15 protein-coding genes are annotated in these 18126 nt (G+C 55.2%); 8 read left to right on the top strand and 7 right to left on the bottom strand.

Annotated elements, in window-relative coordinates; translation table 11 throughout:
* Positions 1 to 6: 6 nt before the first annotated feature.
* The 4 genes from RZ35_RS18690 to RZ35_RS13785 form a co-directional block, all read right to left on the bottom strand.
* Positions 7 to 609, bottom strand: a complete 603-nt coding sequence (locus RZ35_RS18690) for an ABC transporter permease (protein ID WP_455709716.1) — start codon at positions 607 to 609, stop codon at positions 7 to 9.
* A gap of 488 nt (positions 610 to 1097) precedes the next feature.
* On the bottom strand, positions 1098 to 1664 hold the full coding sequence (locus RZ35_RS18685; protein WP_455709715.1) for an ABC transporter permease: 567 nt from the start codon (positions 1662 to 1664) through the stop codon (positions 1098 to 1100).
* Positions 1665 to 1968: 304 nt separating this feature from the next.
* Entirely contained in the window at positions 1969 to 2802 is an 834-nt protein-coding gene (locus RZ35_RS13790) for an ABC transporter ATP-binding protein (RefSeq protein WP_074728568.1), read from the bottom strand.
* Positions 2803 to 3061: 259 nt separating this feature from the next.
* A complete protein-coding gene (locus RZ35_RS13785; RefSeq protein ID WP_026743841.1) occupies positions 3062 to 4378 on the bottom strand; it encodes an aspartate aminotransferase family protein in 1317 nt (438 codons plus the stop codon).
* A gap of 249 nt (positions 4379 to 4627) precedes the next feature.
* Here RZ35_RS13785 and RZ35_RS13780 point away from each other — a divergent pair, with 249 nt between their 5' ends.
* Complete coding sequence (locus RZ35_RS13780; RefSeq protein WP_026743840.1) at positions 4628 to 5392, top strand: SDR family NAD(P)-dependent oxidoreductase; 765 nt, start codon at positions 4628 to 4630, stop codon at positions 5390 to 5392.
* 281 nt (positions 5393 to 5673) lie between these two features.
* Here RZ35_RS13780 and RZ35_RS13775 read toward each other — a convergent pair whose 3' ends face one another.
* On the bottom strand, positions 5674 to 6585 hold the full coding sequence (locus RZ35_RS13775) for a hypothetical protein (protein ID WP_026743839.1): 912 nt from the start codon (positions 6583 to 6585) through the stop codon (positions 5674 to 5676).
* A gap of 485 nt (positions 6586 to 7070) precedes the next feature.
* Between RZ35_RS13775 and RZ35_RS13770 the strand changes: the two genes are divergently transcribed.
* The 3 genes from RZ35_RS13770 (at position 7071) to pdxR (ending at position 12127) form a co-directional block, all read left to right on the top strand.
* Positions 7071 to 9269: an AAA family ATPase gene (locus tag RZ35_RS13770; RefSeq protein WP_455709714.1), complete on the top strand. Its 2199-nt coding sequence runs from the start codon at positions 7071 to 7073 to the stop codon at positions 9267 to 9269.
* 517 nt (positions 9270 to 9786) lie between these two features.
* Entirely contained in the window at positions 9787 to 10521 is a 735-nt protein-coding gene (locus RZ35_RS13765; RefSeq protein WP_026743837.1) for a carbonic anhydrase, read from the top strand.
* Between the two features lie 88 nt (positions 10522 to 10609).
* Positions 10610 to 12127, top strand: a complete 1518-nt coding sequence (gene pdxR / locus RZ35_RS13760) for a MocR-like pyridoxine biosynthesis transcription factor PdxR (protein ID WP_051625579.1) — start codon at positions 10610 to 10612, stop codon at positions 12125 to 12127.
* Here the strand turns inward: pdxR and glk are convergent.
* Positions 12115 to 13083: a glucokinase gene (glk, locus tag RZ35_RS13755; RefSeq protein ID WP_026743836.1), complete on the bottom strand. Its 969-nt coding sequence runs from the start codon at positions 13081 to 13083 to the stop codon at positions 12115 to 12117. The two genes, pdxR and glk, sit on opposite strands and share 13 nt — an antisense overlap.
* Positions 13084 to 13424: 341 nt before the next feature.
* Here glk and RZ35_RS13750 point away from each other — a divergent pair, with 341 nt between their 5' ends.
* Positions 13425 to 14549 carry an aminotransferase class V-fold PLP-dependent enzyme gene (locus RZ35_RS13750; RefSeq protein ID WP_026743835.1) on the top strand — a complete coding sequence of 375 codons (1125 nt, stop codon included), beginning with the start codon at positions 13425 to 13427 and terminating at the stop codon, positions 14547 to 14549.
* Positions 14550 to 14586: 37 nt separating this feature from the next.
* Here the strand turns inward: RZ35_RS13750 and RZ35_RS13745 are convergent, their stop codons facing one another.
* On the bottom strand, positions 14587 to 15612 hold the full coding sequence (locus tag RZ35_RS13745) for a LacI family DNA-binding transcriptional regulator (RefSeq protein ID WP_026743834.1): 1026 nt from the start codon (positions 15610 to 15612) through the stop codon (positions 14587 to 14589).
* Positions 15613 to 15886: 274 nt separating this feature from the next.
* On the opposite strand from RZ35_RS13745, the gene RZ35_RS13740 reads away from it, so the two are divergent.
* The 3 genes from RZ35_RS13740 (at position 15887) to RZ35_RS13730 (ending at position 17905) form a co-directional block, all read left to right on the top strand.
* Positions 15887 to 16330, top strand: a complete 444-nt coding sequence (locus RZ35_RS13740; protein WP_026743833.1) for a PTS sugar transporter subunit IIA — start codon at positions 15887 to 15889, stop codon at positions 16328 to 16330.
* 13 nt (positions 16331 to 16343) lie between these two features.
* Positions 16344 to 16610 carry a PTS sugar transporter subunit IIB gene (locus RZ35_RS13735; RefSeq protein ID WP_026743832.1) on the top strand — a complete coding sequence of 89 codons (267 nt, stop codon included), beginning with the start codon at positions 16344 to 16346 and terminating at the stop codon, positions 16608 to 16610.
* A gap of 32 nt (positions 16611 to 16642) precedes the next feature.
* Positions 16643 to 17905 (top strand): PTS ascorbate transporter subunit IIC, encoded by a 1263-nt coding sequence (locus tag RZ35_RS13730; RefSeq protein WP_026743831.1) that lies wholly within the window; start codon positions 16643 to 16645, stop codon positions 17903 to 17905.
* The last annotated feature ends 221 nt before the right edge of the window (positions 17906 to 18126 follow it).

Genomic DNA, 18126 nt, shown 5'->3' with positions numbered 1-18126 from the left:
CCGCGACTACGACATACCGCGTACGGCGGGGTGCCAGAAATTGATTTTTTTCTCCAGCCTGACCAGCAGAGCATACGCCAGCGACCCGACGACCGACGCCACGACAATCGCCGCCCAAACGGTCGCCATATGCATGCGCGCCGCCTCCGTCGAGATGCGGAACCCCAGTCCGGCCGTCGGCGAGCCGAAAAATTCCGCCACAATCGCACTGATCAGCGCCAGCGTGGCATTCACCTTCAGCGCGCCGAAAATGAACGGCAGCGCGGCGGGCAAACGCAATGAAAACAGCGNCTGACGCGGACTCGCGGCGTAGCAATACATCAGCTCACGCTCCATTTTCCCGCTGGCCTGCAGCCCCGCCAGTGTGCTGACCAGCGCCGGGAAGAACGTCACCAGCACGATCACCGCCGCCTTCGAAGGCCAGTCGAAGCCGAACCACATCACGGCGATAGGCGCAACGCCCACCAGCGGAATAGTGCTGGTCAGATTGGCCAGCGGCAGCAGCCCGCGTTGTAAAAACGGCAGCCGGTCGATCATCAGGGCGACGAGGAAACCCAGTCCGCAGCCCAGCGCATAGCCAATCAGCACCGATTTCACTACCGTCTGCATCACGTCGCCCGCCAGCAGATCCGCGCCCTCATACAGCGCACGCGCAATATCCAGCGGCGTGGGCAGCAGCACCTGCGGCACGGCGAATACGGTCACCAGCAGTTGCCAGAAGTAGAGCACCCACAGGCCAAACAGCGTCGCCACCAGACTGGACGGTAGGGCGACGTCGCTGACGCCCGCCAGCCGCTGTACGCTTAAACACGCCAGCAACGCGNCCGCCGTCAGCGCAAGCCAGTAGGCGGCACCGCCGCCGCCTTGGACGATAAGCCAGCCCGCCGCGCCCTCGACAGGCACCATCAGCAGCAGCCAGCGCCACAGCGACGATGACGGAGAAAGTCCCAGCAGCACGCCAGTCAGCGCAAACACGATCACGCCGAGCAGAAGGTAACGGTCGGCGACATCGCCGGTCATCAGCCATTGACTGAACGCCAACAGCACCATCGTCAGCGCGGCGACCAGCATCACCACGCCTGATATCGCTTTGGCTTTCATCGTCCCCCCTTGCGCGACGTCATCACCAGACGCTCTGTCTGGCCGACCAACGCCGTCAGCGCCAGTCCTAGCAAAGACGCCATGACCAGCGCCGACCAGATCTGGATGGTGTTGCCGTAGTAAGAACCGGTCAGCAAACGTGCGCCCAGTCCGGCCTGCGCGCCGGTCGGCAGCTCGGCGACCATCGTACCCACCAGCCCGCTGGCAATGGCGACGCGAAAGGCGGGAAACAAATACGGCAGCGACGACGGCAGCCGCACCATCCAAAAGGTGTCGACCCGGCTGGCGGCATAGGTGCGCACCAGCTCCATCTCCATTTTCTGCGGCGACCGCAGTCCCTGANCGGCGGCGATCGTCACCGGGAAAAAGCACAGGTACATGGCGATGACGGCTTTCGGCAGCAGTCCCGTCATCCCCATGCTGCCCAAAATAATCAGCACGATGGGCGCGATGGCCAGCACGGGCACGGTTTGCGACGCCACAATCCACGGCAGCAGCGCTTTATCGAGCGTACGGGAGNGGACGATACACACCGCAAGCACCATGCCCAGCACGATCCCCATCGCAAAGCCGGTCAGCGCGGCGCTGGCCGTGACCCAGGTGTGGAGCAGCAGGTTGCGCGGCGAAGTGACCGGCCAGCGCGTCAGGCTGGTCCAGATATCCGCGATGATTTGATGCGGTGCGGGCAGCACCGGACGCGACATGGACAACGTGACGCTCACCAGATCGCGCCAGACCCAGTCGCCCTTCGGCGCCAGCGTGCGTTCAATCGCGCCCGGCGCATTGAGGACGATGGCGAGCAGATACCAGCTGATCACGGCGGCGACCAGAACCACGCCTATCGGCAGCGCGTGATAACGCAACGCGTTAATGTTCATGGTGCCCCTCCACCAACGCTTCCCGCACCTCTTGCGCCAGACGAATAAATTCAGGCGTGTCGCGCAGCGACAGATCTCGCTCAGGCGGCAGCGGCGACGTCAGCACGTTGACGATGCGGCCGGGACGCGGCGACATCACGACGATGCGGGTAGAGAGATAGACCGCTTCCGCGATCGAGTGGGTAACGAAGACCATCGTGCGCTGTTCGGCGTACCACAGCTGCTGTAGCTGCTGGTTGAGGTTGTCGCGCGTCAGTTCGTCCAGCGCGCCGAACGGCTCATCCATCATCAGGATCTGCGGTGAGAACCCTAACGCGCGGGCGATGGAGACGCGCTGCTGCATCCCGCCGGACAACTGCCACGGAAATTTCTTCTCGAAACCCGCCAGCCCGACCCGCGCCAGCTGTTCAAGCGCGATGGCCTCGCTCTGGACGGGCGGACGTCCCTGGATTTGCAGCGGCAGCATTACATTCGCCAGCACCGTGCGCCAGGGCAGCAGCACCGGCGACTGGAACACGTAGCCGTAGGCGCCTGCCTGCCGCGCCTCGGAAGGCGTCATGTCGTTGACCCGCACTTCGCCGGAAGTCAACGGTTCCAGATCGGCGATGGCGCGCAGCAACGTGGTTTTCCCACAGCCGGACGGCCCGATAAACGACACAAACTCGCCTTGCCGGATGGTCAGATTGATATCTTTTAGCGCATGCACTGGCCGATCGACCGAGGGATAGATGATGTTGGCGTCGCGCACCACCACGGCGGGTCTGGCCGTCGCGGACTTCAGCGTCAAAACGGAGGGTTCCTCAGCGGACAGAAATTGGCTCATGGCGGTTCTCCCTCTGGCAATGTTGACCGGGTGGTTAGCTTTTCCACTGCGAATGCATGCGATTTCCGTGCCATTATCTCTCCACGCCGGATAACCTTACGAAACACGCAGGATTGCTGACGTTGTCGGCAATATATCGATAATTTATGGCTAAATTGGTGCAAATAGCGGCACATTTGCGTTGATATAGAGCAAGAGAACACGGTGCGGGAAGCCGGAATACCCCGCTGCGACGCAGCAGCGGGATAAGCGGTAGAGATCAGTCGAGGGTTGCGGTCAGTGCGGCGAGCGCGTCGTCAATAATCGCCAGCCCCTGCCGGGCCTCGTTGGCCGTCACCACGCACGGCGGCACAACGTGTACGCGGTTTTCAGCCAGAAAACCGAGCAAGCCGCGCGCGTACAGGTCGGCCTTGAGCTGCGCCATTTTGTCGGCGGGCATCGGCGTTTTGGCTATCGGATCGGTCACCAATTCCAGCGCGTGGAACACGCCTTTTCCGCGCGTTTCGCCGACGATATCGTATTTTTCCGCCAGATGGCGCAATCCTGGTGCCAGCACGGTTTCGCCCACCTGCGCGGCGTTATCGACAATGCCTTCTTCCACCATCGCGTCCAACGTTGCGACAATCGCCGCCATCGCCAGCGGATGCCCGGAGTAGGTCAGCCCGCCGGGAAACACTCTGTCATCGAAGAAATGAGCGATCGGATCGGAAATGATCACCCCGCCCGCAGGCACATAGCCGGAGTTCACGCCCTTGGCGAAGGTGATCAGATCCGGCGTGATGCCGTAGTGGTCGAAGGTAAACCAGCGACCGGTACGACCGAACCCGGCCATCACCTCATCCATAATCAGGAGGATGCCGAACTCGCGCGCCAGTGCGGACACGCCCGCCAGATAGCCCGGCGGCGGCATCAAAATTCCCGCCGTGCCGGGGATGGTTTCCAGCAGAATGGCGGCGATGGTGCCGGGGCCTTCGCACTCGATAATTCGGCGCAGGTGATGCAGCGCCGCCTGGCACTCCTCTTCCTCGGTGGTGGCGTGAAACTCGCTGCGGTACAGGTACGGCGTGAAAAAGTGGATATGGCCGCGGAAATAGTCGTTCGGCAACCGCCGCCAGTCGCCGGTGGCGCCAATCGCGCTGCCGGTGTTGCCGTGATAGGAACGGTAGCTGGAAAGAATCTTGTCCCTTCCTGTGAACAGACGTGCCATACGAATGGCGTTCTCATTGGCGTCGGCACCCGCGTTGGTGAAGAACACCTTGCTGAAGTTCTCCGGCGCCAGCGAGACAATGCGTTTCGCCGCCTCGCCGCGTGCCAGATTGGCCGTCGCGGGCGCAATCGTCGTCAGCTGATCCGCCTGCGCTTTGATGGCGGCCACGACTTTTGGATGCTGAGCGCCGATATTGGTATTCACCAGCTGACTGCTGAAATCCAGGTAGGTCTTCCCGTCGTAATCCCACAGGCGGCAGCCCTCGCCGCCCGCAATCACCAGCGGGTTTAAGCCGCCCTGCGCCGACCAGGAGTGAAAAACATACTGTCTGTCGAGCTGACGGACCGTGGCGTTTGATGGTGCAGTCATCTTCGTATCCTCCTCTGCGACCCTTTTTACGGTCGGCGGCTATAGGGATNGTTCTCTCTCTGGCAGACTAAAAACAAATCCGGCGGATGCGATAGAGCCAGTTACGGATAATCGTCGGGTCAGAAGGTGTCCCGGCGCTTTTTCCCAACTGGCCCTATGACGCCGCCGCCGGGATTCGTAAAGTCATTTTTTCGCCGTGGCGCGCACCGCTGGCCCACGGACCATTTGATTGAGGGGAGAAAACGTTTCATGCCAAACATTGTTTTTATCACCGGCGCCACCTCCGGATTCGGACAGGCCGCCNCCCGCCACTTCGCCGCGCAGGGCTGGTCGTTGATCCTCACCGGGCGTCGGGCGGAGCGCCTGCAAACGCTGTACGACGAGCTATCCCCGAAAACGCCGACCTATATCGCGACGCTGGACGTCCGCGATGCCGCCGCCGTTCAGGCGCTGGTGGACAACTTGCCCGCCGACTTCAAGGCGGNGAAAACGCTGGTCAATAACGCCGGGCTGGCGCTGGCCCCGCAGCCTTCCCAGACGGTCGCGCTGGAAGACTGGCACACCATGATCGACACCAACGTCAAAGGGCTGGTGAACGTCACCCACGCGCTGCTGCCGACGCTGATCAACACCGGCAAAGGGGCCAGCATCATCAATCTCGGCTCCATCGCCGGCCAATGGCCTTACCCCGGCAGCCACGTCTACGGCGCCTCTAAGGCGTTTGTAAAACAGTTCAGCTATAACCTGCGCTGCGACCTGCAAGGCACCGGCGTGCGCGTCACCGATTTGGCCCCCGGCATCGCCGAAACCGAATTCACGCTGGTCAGGACCAAGGGCGATCAGGCCGCCTCCGACCAGCTGTACCGCAACACCACGCCGCTGACGGCGGAAGATATCGCAGAGCAGATCTTCTATATCGCCACGCTGCCGGACCATATCAATATCAACCGCGTGGAAGTGATGCCAGTGCGTCAGGCCTGGTCCGCGTTCGCTATTGACCGCGATCCCAGCTGACGGTGGGGTTTCCCCCTTGCTGTATGGGATGGCGCGGGGGAAGCTTTCAGGTGAGTGTAGACAGTTAATGCGGCGTTTTGATGTTTATTGGAGGGGAAGTTGCGGTTCGACAGGGATATAGTGTTGAAGTTTTTGTGTGGATGAGACTTTGACCTGATATTTGGTGCATACATTGAAGGTGATTAAAAATTATAACCTGTATCTTTGTACTAAATAAGTTCCTCCCAAATGTATCCCAATGTTATTTTCACAATGATATTTATTAGAAAATTTTTGTGTTATTAATCATCTATTGTTGATAATAGATATTTGTCCAGTTCACATTTAATGATAAAAGCATACGCGAGTAAAACATCTATTAGTTGATCCAATACGTCATAAAAGATAAATGGATATGGCCCTTCTTTTTCAAGGAGATATATAACATCAACGTCTTTCAATTTTCTTGTGTACTTGAGGATATACTGAATCGCTGCTTCGTGATTTTTTTTAGGCACACCTGAACAGGCTATAACTTGTCTAATAAATTCTTCTTTATCTCCAAAGTTGCCATTTCGGTGGACAATGACATGTCTAAAATTTTCTATCATTGTCACAGCAAGCCGATAGTTAGTAGACGTTTTGTTGTTTATCTCGATATCTACAAGTGCTGGTAGTTTTTCTCGGAATTGATTCAAGATACTCTTGGGTGCCTTTTTCTTTTTTGTTGCTTGTACATTAAACCACTTCAGATTCTGTGAGGGAATATCTTTAATAGCAATATCCCCGAAGTCACTGGCAGGCCAAAATGAAGGATTGATATAACCAACACATCCATATATCGATTTGATGAAATCTTCAAAAACCTCGTAAGCTTCTACTAATAGCCACTGATATTGCTTATTTTTATGAAGTAAGAGTAGATAGGTTTGCTCCTCAACAGCATCATTTCGATGACCAATAAATTCACGGATCCCTGAGTAAGGGGACGGAAAGGAAAAACAACGTAGTTGTAACCCAAAAAAGCTTTTTATGGATTCATCAATTTCAGGATCATTCTTCTTATCTTCAATACGCTTCTTTTTCTCACTTAAGTTGCTTAAAAGACTGGCCGTATTCCCCCTGATTACCGCCTGAAAGTTCTTCAGATGAGTTATCTTGTTATAAAATTCATCAAGTTGATTATTAAGGATTTCTTTATAATTAATTTTCATCACGTTCCTTTATGAAAGCTAATTAGTTTAGTTGGGATGATAAGTACGTGAATTATTGCGGACCAGCCCATTCTAAAGCATCACCATTCGAAAAATTAAAGAATACCTTTAATATTTTAATAAGCTTAACGTCATTATATTTTACCGATTTAATGTTAACTAGTGAACTGACGTCCGAGATAATATCATCTATGATGTAAGCAACGACCGTTTATAGTACTCAGCCGCTCAGTCCCGCATTAACAGGCGGCTATGAGCGAGGAGCGGACCTTGACACATATGATTGATATTCATATCAACTCATTAAAAAAATATCGAAGCTAAAGCGATTCTGCGGTTTCAACAGCTTGAATTGTCCATTACAATTACTATAAGTCATAGCGACTAGATAGCTGCGCGGAATAGTGCTCCACTTTCGGCCACCCCTTACAGGGCAAGGTATCAGCGTTGTTTCCTCTGCCTGACCGTGCTGCATAGGGCTTGAAATGTGTTGCCCATACGCAACATTCCACCTATCAGTAAACGGCAGGTTTAGCGGTATTAAGCGCAGCTATTCAGTGTTGAACAGTTTAATCCGTCATATTAAGACAAATTCTCAGCTGCTTATTTTATTATTACGGGTAAAGCAAGATTTTACTGTAAGAATTAATACACACACTTCAAAAGGATTGGCTATGCGTTTAAGTAAAGTTCGAGTGCAAAACTATCGGAGCATCCTAGATACCGGTGAGTTTGATATTGAAAGGCTTAAAACAATTCTAGTTGGCCCAAATGAAGCAGGTAAAACAGCAATTCTTCAAGCGATACAACAAATTAATCCACCAGTAGGTACAAAAAAATTCAAACCCCTACGCGACTACCCGAGAGCTCAATATACAAAAATCAGCCGAGGGGATCTAGATCCGAATAAGGTGAAAGTCGTCACCGCAGTCTTTGACCTTGAAGACTTTGATTTAGAGCATGCACCAGATCAAATCAAAGGCAGTTCAATCAGTTACACTTTTACTCGGTATTTAAACAATAATGCCAGTCATAGTTTAATAGGTTTCGAATCTCCAACTTATAATGATATAAAAAATGACCTAATAAGGCTAACTGCTCATTTAGATAGATCGAGTGCTACGGGTGAAGCAAAGCCGCATTCAGAAAGTCTTAGTAAAATAACGAATGGCTGGGCACAGGATAAATATTTAAACGCTGACTCTGAGATTTTAAAGAAGTGGCTGGAGGAAAAGCTTCCATTTATTGATGAAGAAGATGAAAAAGAATTAAAACGTTGGGAAATGATTGAGTCAAAACTGAATTTATCAATTGGCATCCGCAGTTTTCTTGAATATTTAGACCAGAATAAACCTGTATTTGTACTTTACAGCAATTACTTCCGAGTGAAGCCTATCATCCATTTAGGAAATCTCGCTAAACGGCTCGAATCTAATAGTCTCGATGATGATGCATATGATTACGGCAACAGTTGTCTGCTCAGATTGCTTGGTTTTACTGCACAGGAACTTTCTGAACTCGGAAAAGCAACCGATCNAAGCCACACTTCGACAGATCTTGAAGTTTTCAGAGAAAGGCTGGACCAGCGTAGCTATGAGCTCAATGCAGCCAGTGTTGAATTAACCCAGCAAGTAATCAGAGTATGGAATCCTGATGATAACAAAGCAGAGGCAAGCAGGCTCAAGCTGACTGCCGACGGACAATATCTTAAAGTAGTTGTCGAAGACAATATAGGCGTTGAGGTTGAACTCGACCAGCGCTCCGAGGGTTTTCAGTGGCTAGTATCGTTCTTCATAGTTTTCTTTGCTGAGGCAAAAGGTAAACATAAGAATACGATACTCCTATTAGATGAGCCAGGAGTTAGCCTCCATGCCCTGAAGCAAAGAGAGTTTAGAAAAACTATCTCATTACTTGCCGATAAAAATCAGACCTTGTACTCAACTCATTCACCATTTCTAGTTGGCCCGGATGAACTCGATATTGTTAGAGTTGTTGAACTGACTGATAGGACTGTTGGTACGAAAGTACACACAACTGTGTCCTCCAGTGATCCTGCAGCACTTTTACCGTTACAGGAAGCGCTTGGGTATGATTTAGCTCAGAGTCTATTTGCAAACCAGCGTAATTTGATTTTAGAAGGTTTGACAGATTATTGGTATGTCGAAGCCATATCCGGCCTACTTAAGGATGGAGGAAAAACATTCCTGCACGAAAAGATCGCGCTTGTACCAGCCAACACAGCAAGCAAAGTCGTTTACTTCGCGACAATTCTTACTTCACACAACTTAAAGGTCGCAGCATTACTTGACTCAGATAATGCTGGTGATCAAGCAGCAAATCAGGAAATTCTGGTCCATCGCCTTAGCAATAAAAGAATCCTTCGAACATCAGATTTTACAGTTCCTAAAATTGAAAAGGCAGAAATCGAAGATCTCCTCAGAGATACATTAATAGATATAGCAAAGTCGGAACTAAACTGGGACTTAACCACAGCGGTGGCAAGTGCTGAGGGTAAGCCTATTATTAATTTATTTCAAAATGAAATTGGAAAGGATTTTTCCAAGTATAAATTAGCTAAGGCTTTCTTGAGATGGTCTCGAAATCATTCGATCACTGACCTATCTGCTAATGAGATCCAAGGCTGCACGAATCTCATAAATGCTATAAACGCTGCACTGAAGTAATCATCTCAACTGGCTCATTTTCTTGGTATGAGCCAGTTTTTAGATCCCTTTGTGAGGGTATGAACTGCTACCCTAAATTAACACAGAACGACGTCAGCATCGTCCGCTCCTGGCACTTAGCGGCCCTTAAGATCGCGTATATTTCTATGAGCACTCAGATAAAAACAAACATATAGGCCATCGAAATAACCATTATGTTCAGTCACGGAGCGTAATATTAAATATCGTAATAATTTTTCTGATGCAGCCTATTCTTATTAGGGCCACTTTCTCGATTTCCTCTTTGCAATGTGGTCCGTATAAAGATCTACAGCCAGAGAGCTATAAGCACGGCCAAAACTATTACCGGATATAGAGCACACTCGGAACAAATCTACCGTCCCCATTATCCCGTTGCCTCAAGCGGTTTACCCCTTGGCTTAAGGGCATACAAATAATAAGGATTTATCACTAACCCCATGATTAACAACGCAGTATAATTTAGCCCCATAAGTTTATGATAAGGTTAAAGTTGTTAATGAAATATATCCCATTATTTACAGCCAGCTTATTTCTGGCCTGTTCATCACCGGTATTGAGCGCAGAGCATGCTCATTGGTCTTACGAAGGGGAACACGATCCGGCTCATTGGGGCGCTGATTTCCATACCTGCGGCGACGGTATGTATCAATCGCCCATTAATATCACCAGCGTTCAGCATACGCATCAGAAGCCGTTGCAGCTGCATTTCAGTCCGGAAGACAGCCTGCGCGTGATTAATAACGGCCATACGATCGAAGTCGAAGATAAAAAAGGCGACACCTTAACGGTCGACGGCGAAGCCTTTACCCTGCAACAGTTTCATTTTCACTCACCAAGTGAAAATCAAATTGATGGGAAAGCCTTTCCGTTTGAAGGGCACTTCGTGCATACCAACGCTCAGGGCGAAGCGGTTGTCGTCGCCGTCATGTATCGCTTAGGCGCACCCAACCCGGAGCTGGACAAAATCTGGCAGCAGATGCCGACCGAGGTGGCTCACGAAAACGCCCTGACCGCCCATATTCAGCTGCGTAAGCTGCTTCCGCAGAATCTGAGCTACTACCGCTATAGCGGCTCGCTGACCACCCCGCCCTGCACCGAAGGCGTGCGCTGGATGGTGCTAAAACATCCGCAAACCGTCTCCGAACAGCAGATCCAACGCTTTAGCGCCGTCATGCATCATCACAATAATCGTCCGCCTCAGCCGCTGCACGGACGTGTCGTGATCGATTAATTCCGGGCAGGCTCCGCCGCGGCGAGCGAGTCGGTATGGATATTGCTACTTTCATTCTAAGGCCGTTCAGACCCATGAGGACCACAGGATGATCGATCGCTGTCTGCATATCGATTTTGTCGCCAGCCGGAGCCTGCAAGAGCAGCTGCGCGAAAAGCTGATAGACGCCATTCTCACGGGCGTATTCCCAGTTGAAGAGGCGTTGCCGTCTTGTCGGAAGCTATCGAACCAGCTCGCCATTTCGCGCAACACCGTGGCGCTGGTGTATGAAAGCCTGCTGAACGACGGCTATCTGGTCAGCCGCCCCCGTAGCGGCTATTTTCTGCATCCGGACTATCACCAGCCCGAGACGCTCGCCGAGATCCGCCGCCAACAGACGCCCCCTGACGAAATACAGCAGTCGCCTGACTGGAGCAAACGGCTCAACGTCAGCCCAAGCGGTTTTTTCGCCATCATGAAACCGGCGCTCTGGATGGACTACCCCTTCCCGTTTATCTACGGCCAGCCGAATACCCAACTTTTTCCGCTCGAACAGTGGCGTGAAACCACCCGTCGCATCACCGGCCTGCACCGCGACCATCGCTGGCTGTACGACCATATCGATCAGGACGTGCCGCTGCTGATTGAACAGGTTCGACAGCGGATTTTGCCCAAGCGCGGCATCATCGCCCAAGCCGATGAAATCCTGATCACCCTCGGCTCGCAAAACGCGCTTTCGCTGCTGTCGCAGCTGCTGTTTAACCACCGCACGCGTGTGGCGGTGGAGAATCCTGTTTTTCGCGAAGCGGTGAACACCTTTGCGCTCCAGGGCGCGCAGATCGTGCCGCATAGCCTGGACCACGAAGGCCTGCAATTGAACGCCGCCTCTGACGGCTGCGACTACTTTTACGTCACGCCCAGCCATCAGGCGCCCACCGGCATTCGGATGAGCAACGCGCGCCGTACCAGGCTGCTGGAGTATGCGCGACTGCACGATCGGATCATTATCGAAGATGATTACGACTCGGAAACCAACCTTGACCCGCAGCCGCGCGCCGCGCTGAAGGCCAGCGATGTGCATAACCGGGTGATTTACGTCAGCAGTTTGTCCAAGTCGCTATCGCCCGGTCTACGGCTGGGGTATCTGGTGGCTCCCGCGGAGCTGATTGACGAGCTGCGGGCGCTGCGTCGCCTGTCCTACCGTCATCCGCCGACCAACATTCAACATCAGATGGCCCATTTTCTGGCGCAGGGCTATTACGAGGCCTATCTGCACCGCTATCGCGAAGACTCCGCGCGCCGGTGGCACAGGTTGAACGAAGCGCTGGAGCATGACTTGCCCGCCTGTCGTCGAATGGACGGGAGCGAACATGCCAACGCGTTTTGGCTACAGGCGCCGGAGGGTGTCGATACGCATCAGCTGGCGTGGCGGGCTGCGCATAGGGGGGTGTTGATTGAACCGGGACAGGCACATTTTTTGGGTTCCAATGCGCCAGACAACTTTTTCCGGTTAGGCTTTCACGCTATCGATGAGGTGCAGATCGCGCCGGGCATCGCCCGTTTGGCGGAAACTTTCCGCACGTTGGGCGACCCCGATATCGCGGCCAGCAAGCTTCAGAGGGTGTAGCCCAACTGCTGACGCAGATAGGCGCCGGCACCCAGCAGGCCGGGCTGTTTATGGGAGATCATGAAGACCGGGATCGGCGCAAGATAGTCTTTGAAGCGCCCCTTGTCTTCGAAGGCCGCCCGGAAGCCGGAGTGGCGGAAGAACTCCATAAAGCGAGGCACTATTCCCCCCGCAATATAGACGCCGCCGAACGTCCCCATCGTCAGCGCCAGATTGCCGCCGAAGCGCCCCAGCATCACGCAAAACAGCGACAGCGCACGACGACAATCCAGACAGTCGTCCGCCAGCGCCCGCTCCGACACCGCCTTCGGACTCAGTTCCTCCGGCGTACGGCCGTCGGACTTCACCNCCGCGCGGTAGATATTGACCAGACCCGGACCGGAAAGCACCCGTTCCGCCGACACGTGACCGATGTCATGGCGCAGCACGGACAGAATGGCATCTTCTTCTTCGCTGTTCGGGGCGAAGTCCACATGGCCGCCTTCGCCGGGGAGGCTAATCCACCGACCTGCGACCGGCAAGAGGTGAGCCACGCCCAGTCCCGTTCCCGCACCGTACACCGCCACGGGTTTGCCCGCTTCGGCGCTACCGCCGCCGAGTTGGATCACGTCCTCTTCCCGCAGCACCGGGATCGCCATGCTGACCGCCGTGAAATCATTGATGACATCCAGACGGTCGAACCCTAGCTGCTGTTGCAGTTTGACTATCGAAAAGGCCCAGTCATGATTGGTCATCTCCACCCAGTCGTCGACGACCGGACAGGCAATGGCGATACAGCCGCTTTTGACCGTGAGTTCGCTATGCTCCGACAGAAAATCGTTGATCACCGCTTCCAGGCTCGGAAAGTCGTTGACCGAATACTGTTTGCTGCGCGAAATCGCCCCGTCATCCAACTGACAAAGCGCCAGGCGGGCGTTTGTTCCACCCACGTCACCCACCAATGCATACTGGTGCATATTTTCTATTCTCCGATTAGATGCCTGCGTATCCCGGCGGGAAAATGGCTGGCCGATAACCCGGCAGCGCAGCGAAACGCCGCGATTCTTGCGGGGAGAAGGCCTGAGCGCAGAAAGACGCATTCTGCGCGAAGCAATAAGATGGACGCTCAGCGTCTCCGCAAATAGGTACCGGTTTCACGACGGAATACGTTTCGATAAGGTTATCTCGCCCCTTGACACAAATCTAGCCGGATACGTCCGACTCCGCTGCGCCGCGATAAAATTTCCGTATCGCTTTACGCCCATCCTGCGTATCTTCATTTAAAAGAAAAATTAGCTCATTCCCTAAGGAGATACGCATGACGCTCACCATTCCGGAGGCCCTTATCCCCGCCGATCCTCGCTTCGGCTGCGGCCCTTCGCTCATTCACCTTGATGATTTAACGCGCCTGATGGACAAGGGTCCCCACCTGCTCGGCACCAGCCACCGTAAAGCGCCGGTTCGCGCACTGTGCGGCGACATTCAGGAAGGACTGCGTTCCCTGCTGTCCGTCCCGGACGACTACAGCATCGTGCTGGGCAACGGCGGCGCAACGCTACTGTTCGATATGGTCGGGCTGGGAATGGTGAAGCAGCGAATCGTTCNCCACGTCTGCGGTGAGTTCTCAGGGAAATGGTTTAAAGCGTCCAAGCGCATTCCGTGGATTGAGGCGGCCAGCCTGGAGGTGCCTTACGGGCAAGGACACCACGAGTTCAGCACCGCTGACGCCGACGTCGTGACCTGTACGCTGAATGAGACCTCCACCGGCGTGATGAACACCACGCTGCCCGAAGTGGGTGATGATTGTCTATTGGCCGTGGATGCGACCAGCGGCGCCGGTCAGATCGCCTGCGACCTGTCGCGCGTCGACGTGTTCCTGTTCTCCCCGCAGAAGGTCTTCGCCAGCGAAGGCGGCCTGTTCGTCGCCATCCTGTCGCCAAAAGCGAGAGCGCGGATCGCGGAAATTGCCNCCGACAAGACGCGCTACATTCCCGTCTTCGCCGACTGGCAGATCGCGCTCAACAACAGCGAACAGCAGCAGACCTACAACACGCCGGCGACCGTTACGTTATTTCTGTTCGCCGAACAGCTGAAGCGGATGAACGCGCTCGGGTTTGCCGAAGTCCAGCGTCAGGCCGCCGCCAAGGCGGAGCATCTGTATCAGTGGGCCACCGACAGAGACTATCTGACGCCTTACGTGGAAGATCCTGCTTTCCGCTCCACCACCGTCGCGGCGATCGACGTGGCGGACGCCGTCTCCGTCGATAAGCTGACCCGCTATCTGGACGAGCAAGGGCTGGTGCATGGCATTGAGGGGTATCGGGCGCTGGGACGCAACCAGCTGCGTATCGCCCTGTTCCATAACATCGCGCTCGACGATGTGAAAAAACTGACCGCGCTGATCGACTTTCTGATTGCCAGCGGCGAGTTCAACGTCGCTTAATCGACGCCCGGCCCGCCAATGCCAGACAGCGCATCGTCTAGCGTTGGCGGGTGCTGGCCCGTACCACCAACGAGGCCGGAAGCGGCTGCCTCGCCTCAACCTCCTCCCCCGCCAACGCCGCCAGCAGCTGTTCACCCGCCAACCGGCCCATCTGTCGATACGGCAGCGCGACCGTGGTGAGCGGCGGCGAGCACACGGCGGAAAGGTCGCCGCCGCCGATGCTGGCCNCCGCCAGCTGGCTGGGCACATCCACCCCTTCCGCATGGCAGGCCATGATCACTCCGCAGGCGACTTCGTCCGTGGTACAGATCAGCGCGTCCAGCTCCGGCCAGGTCATGCGGATTTCCGGCAGCCGCTGATGACCGGTGGCGAACGTCGGCGGCTCCGTGGCGGCGATAACCCGATGCGGCGAATGATTGACGGCCAGCATCGCGCTGTGCCAGCCGTGCATGATTTGTTTGAGGATCGTCGGGCTGGTCTGGCTGCACAACAATCCCAGATGCCGGTAGCCGCTCTGCGACAGTTGATGCGCCAGCGCCGCCACCGCCTCTGCATAGTCGACGCCCACGCCGACATTCAGCGGCTGCGCAGGGAGTGCTCCCACCTGCATCACCGGCAGTCCGGCATTGATCAGCAGTCGGCGTCCTTCGTCCGTGCTGTCAAAGTTGAAATGCACCATCGCGGCAGGATGGTAAGCGAGCAGGCGTTCGATGAGCTGTCGTTCGCCGCTGGCGGAGTGGTTCGCCTCGACCAGCATCATGCTGTACTCCGCTTCTTTCAGGACCGCTTGCAGTGCTTCCGACACCTGCGCGCATCCTGGCGTAGCGAACGAGGGCACCACCATGAGGATCAGTCGCGACGTGGCGGAAGCCAGCGCGCTCGCCGCCAGATTAGGCACGTAATCCAACTCCGCGATCGCCGTCGCGATTTTCTCGCGCAGCACGGGCGAGACTTTCTCCGGCATCCGCAGCGCCCGGGACGCCGTCATCGCGCTGACGCCCACCCGCCGGGCGACATCGGCCAGCGTGCTCTTCCCGGTGTTACGNCGCCGCTTTTCTCTCATCCTTACCGCCTCCCTTTTCTCGTCCGCCGTCGTTGCCGCTTCGCCGCCCTTGGGAACCGAAATGCCCCCTCAATCCGATGCGCTCGGTCTTAGGGTAACACCGCTACGGGCGAGATAACCGGCCTGGTCGTCACATTCGTCAGCGACGTCTCACTACGCGCATTATTCGCCTCTTCCCCACAATGTTAGCGCTAACTTTGCGAAACCTATCACAGAAAGGTGGTCGATATTTCACCTACATTGAGTCACCCCTTCCCAGAGTCAAGAGGTAGACATGCTCGCTACATGGCTGACGCCCAAGACCATTCACATCGTGGACCGTGTTTCCCACTGGCAGGAGGCTCTCATGCTGGCGGCGGAACCGCTGCTGGCCGACGACGCGATCACTCAGGACTATATCGAGGCGATTGTCGCGACCCATCAGACGTCAGGCCCCTACTATGTGATCGCGCCCGGACTGGCGCTGCCCCACGCGCGGCCCGAGCAGGGCGCCCGCAAGAACGGGCTGTCCTTGCTGTGTATCCGCAAGGGGGTGAATTTCGAATCGGCGGAAAACGATCCGGTGACGGTCGTGATCATGCTGTGCGCCTTATCTGGAGACGAACACATCAGGATGATTACCGAGCTGGCGGCGCTGTTCAGCGACGAAGAAAGTCTGCAACAGCTGCTGACCGCCTCTTCCCTTCCCGCTATTCAGGCGGTTATCGAAAACTATTGAGACGAGGCTTGTGATGAAAAAGATCCTTATTGTGTGCGGCAACGGGCTAGGCAGCAGCTTTATTGTCGAAATGAACGTCAAAAANCTTCTGGCGGAAATGGGTAAGGAAGCAGAAGTGAGCCATACCGATCTGACCTCCGCCAAGTCGGAACACCCGGATATCATTCTGGGCGCCAAGGACATCGTGGAACAGATACAAGGCTCCGACGCCCAAATATTCGGCCTGACCAACCTGTTGGATAACAACCAGATCAGAGAAATTCTGGCTGCCAACCTGTAACGGCGCGCCCAGTCGCGCTAACGGAGTCGCTTATGTTGCAGTTTATTATGAAGGATGTGCTGGGTACGCCCGCTATCCTGGTAGGGCTGTTTTCCCTGTTGGGGCTGATGCTGCAAAAGAAACCGTTCTCTGAGGTGGTTTCCGGCACGCTGAAAACCATCATGGGATTTTTGATTCTCATCGCCGGGGCCAATGTCATTGCCTCCACGCTGACGGTGTTCAGTCAGCTGTTCACGCACTCCTTTAATATGCACGGCGTCGTCCCCAACAACGACGTGGNGGCGGCGCTGGCGCAGGCCAATTTCGGCACGGAAACCGCCATGATCATGGTCTTCGGCATGATCGTGAACATTATTCTGGCGCGGATTACGCCGCTGAAATATATCTTCCTGACCGGCCACCACACGCTGTATATGGCGGCGATGCTGGCGGTGATTCTGTCCACCGGCGGGATGCGCGGCATCAGCCTGATCGCCACAGGCGCTTTGATTCTCGGCGCGCTGATGGTTATCAGCCCGGCCATCTTGCAGCCCTTTACCCGAAAAATCACCCAGTCGGATGATTTGGCTATCGGCCACTTCGGCTCCGCCGGTTATCTGCTGGCCGCGCTGGTGGGTAAGGTCGTCGGAAAAGGCAGCCCGTCCACGGAAGAGCTGAAGGTGCCGAAAACCCTGAACTTCCTGCGCGACTCTTCGGTAGCGATTTCGCTGACCATGATGATTCTGTTCATTGTGCTGACGCTGTTTGCGGGCAAGGCGTACACCGAAAGCCAGGTGAGCGGCGGACAGAATTACCTGATCTTCGCCATTATTCAGTCCATCACCTTCGCCGCCGGGGTCTACGTCATTCTGGCCGGGGTGCGGATGGTGATTGCGGAAATCGTGCCCGCGTTTAAGGGCATTGCGGACAAACTGGTGAAAGACGCCAAGCCCGCGCTGGACTGCCCGACCGTGTTCCCGTTCGCGCCGAACGCCGTAATTATCGGTTTCCTGTGTAGCTTCCTGGCCGGTCTGATCAGCATGTTCCTCTGCCCGCTGTTCGGCCTGAGCGTGATCGTCCCCGGGCTGGTCCCGCACTTCTTCTGCGGCGCGACCGCCGGAATTTACGGCAACATCACGGGCGGACGCCGCGGCGCGGTGATCGGCGCCTTCGTACAAGGTTTGCTGATCTCCTTCCTGCCCGCGATTCTGCTGCCGCTGATGGGTTCGCTGGGCCTGGCGGCCACCACCTTCGGCGACGCTGACTTCGGCATTGTGGGGATCATTCTCGGCAACGTGGTTACGCTGTTCCACTAAGCATGCCGCAGGCGGCGTGGACAGTGTCAGTCTGCGCCGCTCCCTTTCCATGAAGACATAATACGCATCACCGCCCGAGCAGCCCGGCTCTACCGCCATGTTAACCGGCTGATTAAGTTCAAAAAAAACTGAATCATCCCGCTTTTCGCAAACGCATCACACCCTATCAACGCTGCCCCACCTTGAGGGTCATAGCACAGGCAGATGTGCAGATCCTCCAC

Origin of the sequence: Lonsdalea quercina subsp. quercina, assembly GCF_000688655.1 — a bacterium.
GTDB lineage: Bacteria > Pseudomonadota > Gammaproteobacteria > Enterobacterales > Enterobacteriaceae > Lonsdalea > Lonsdalea quercina.
This window is presented reverse-complemented; position numbering and strand designations above follow the sequence as displayed.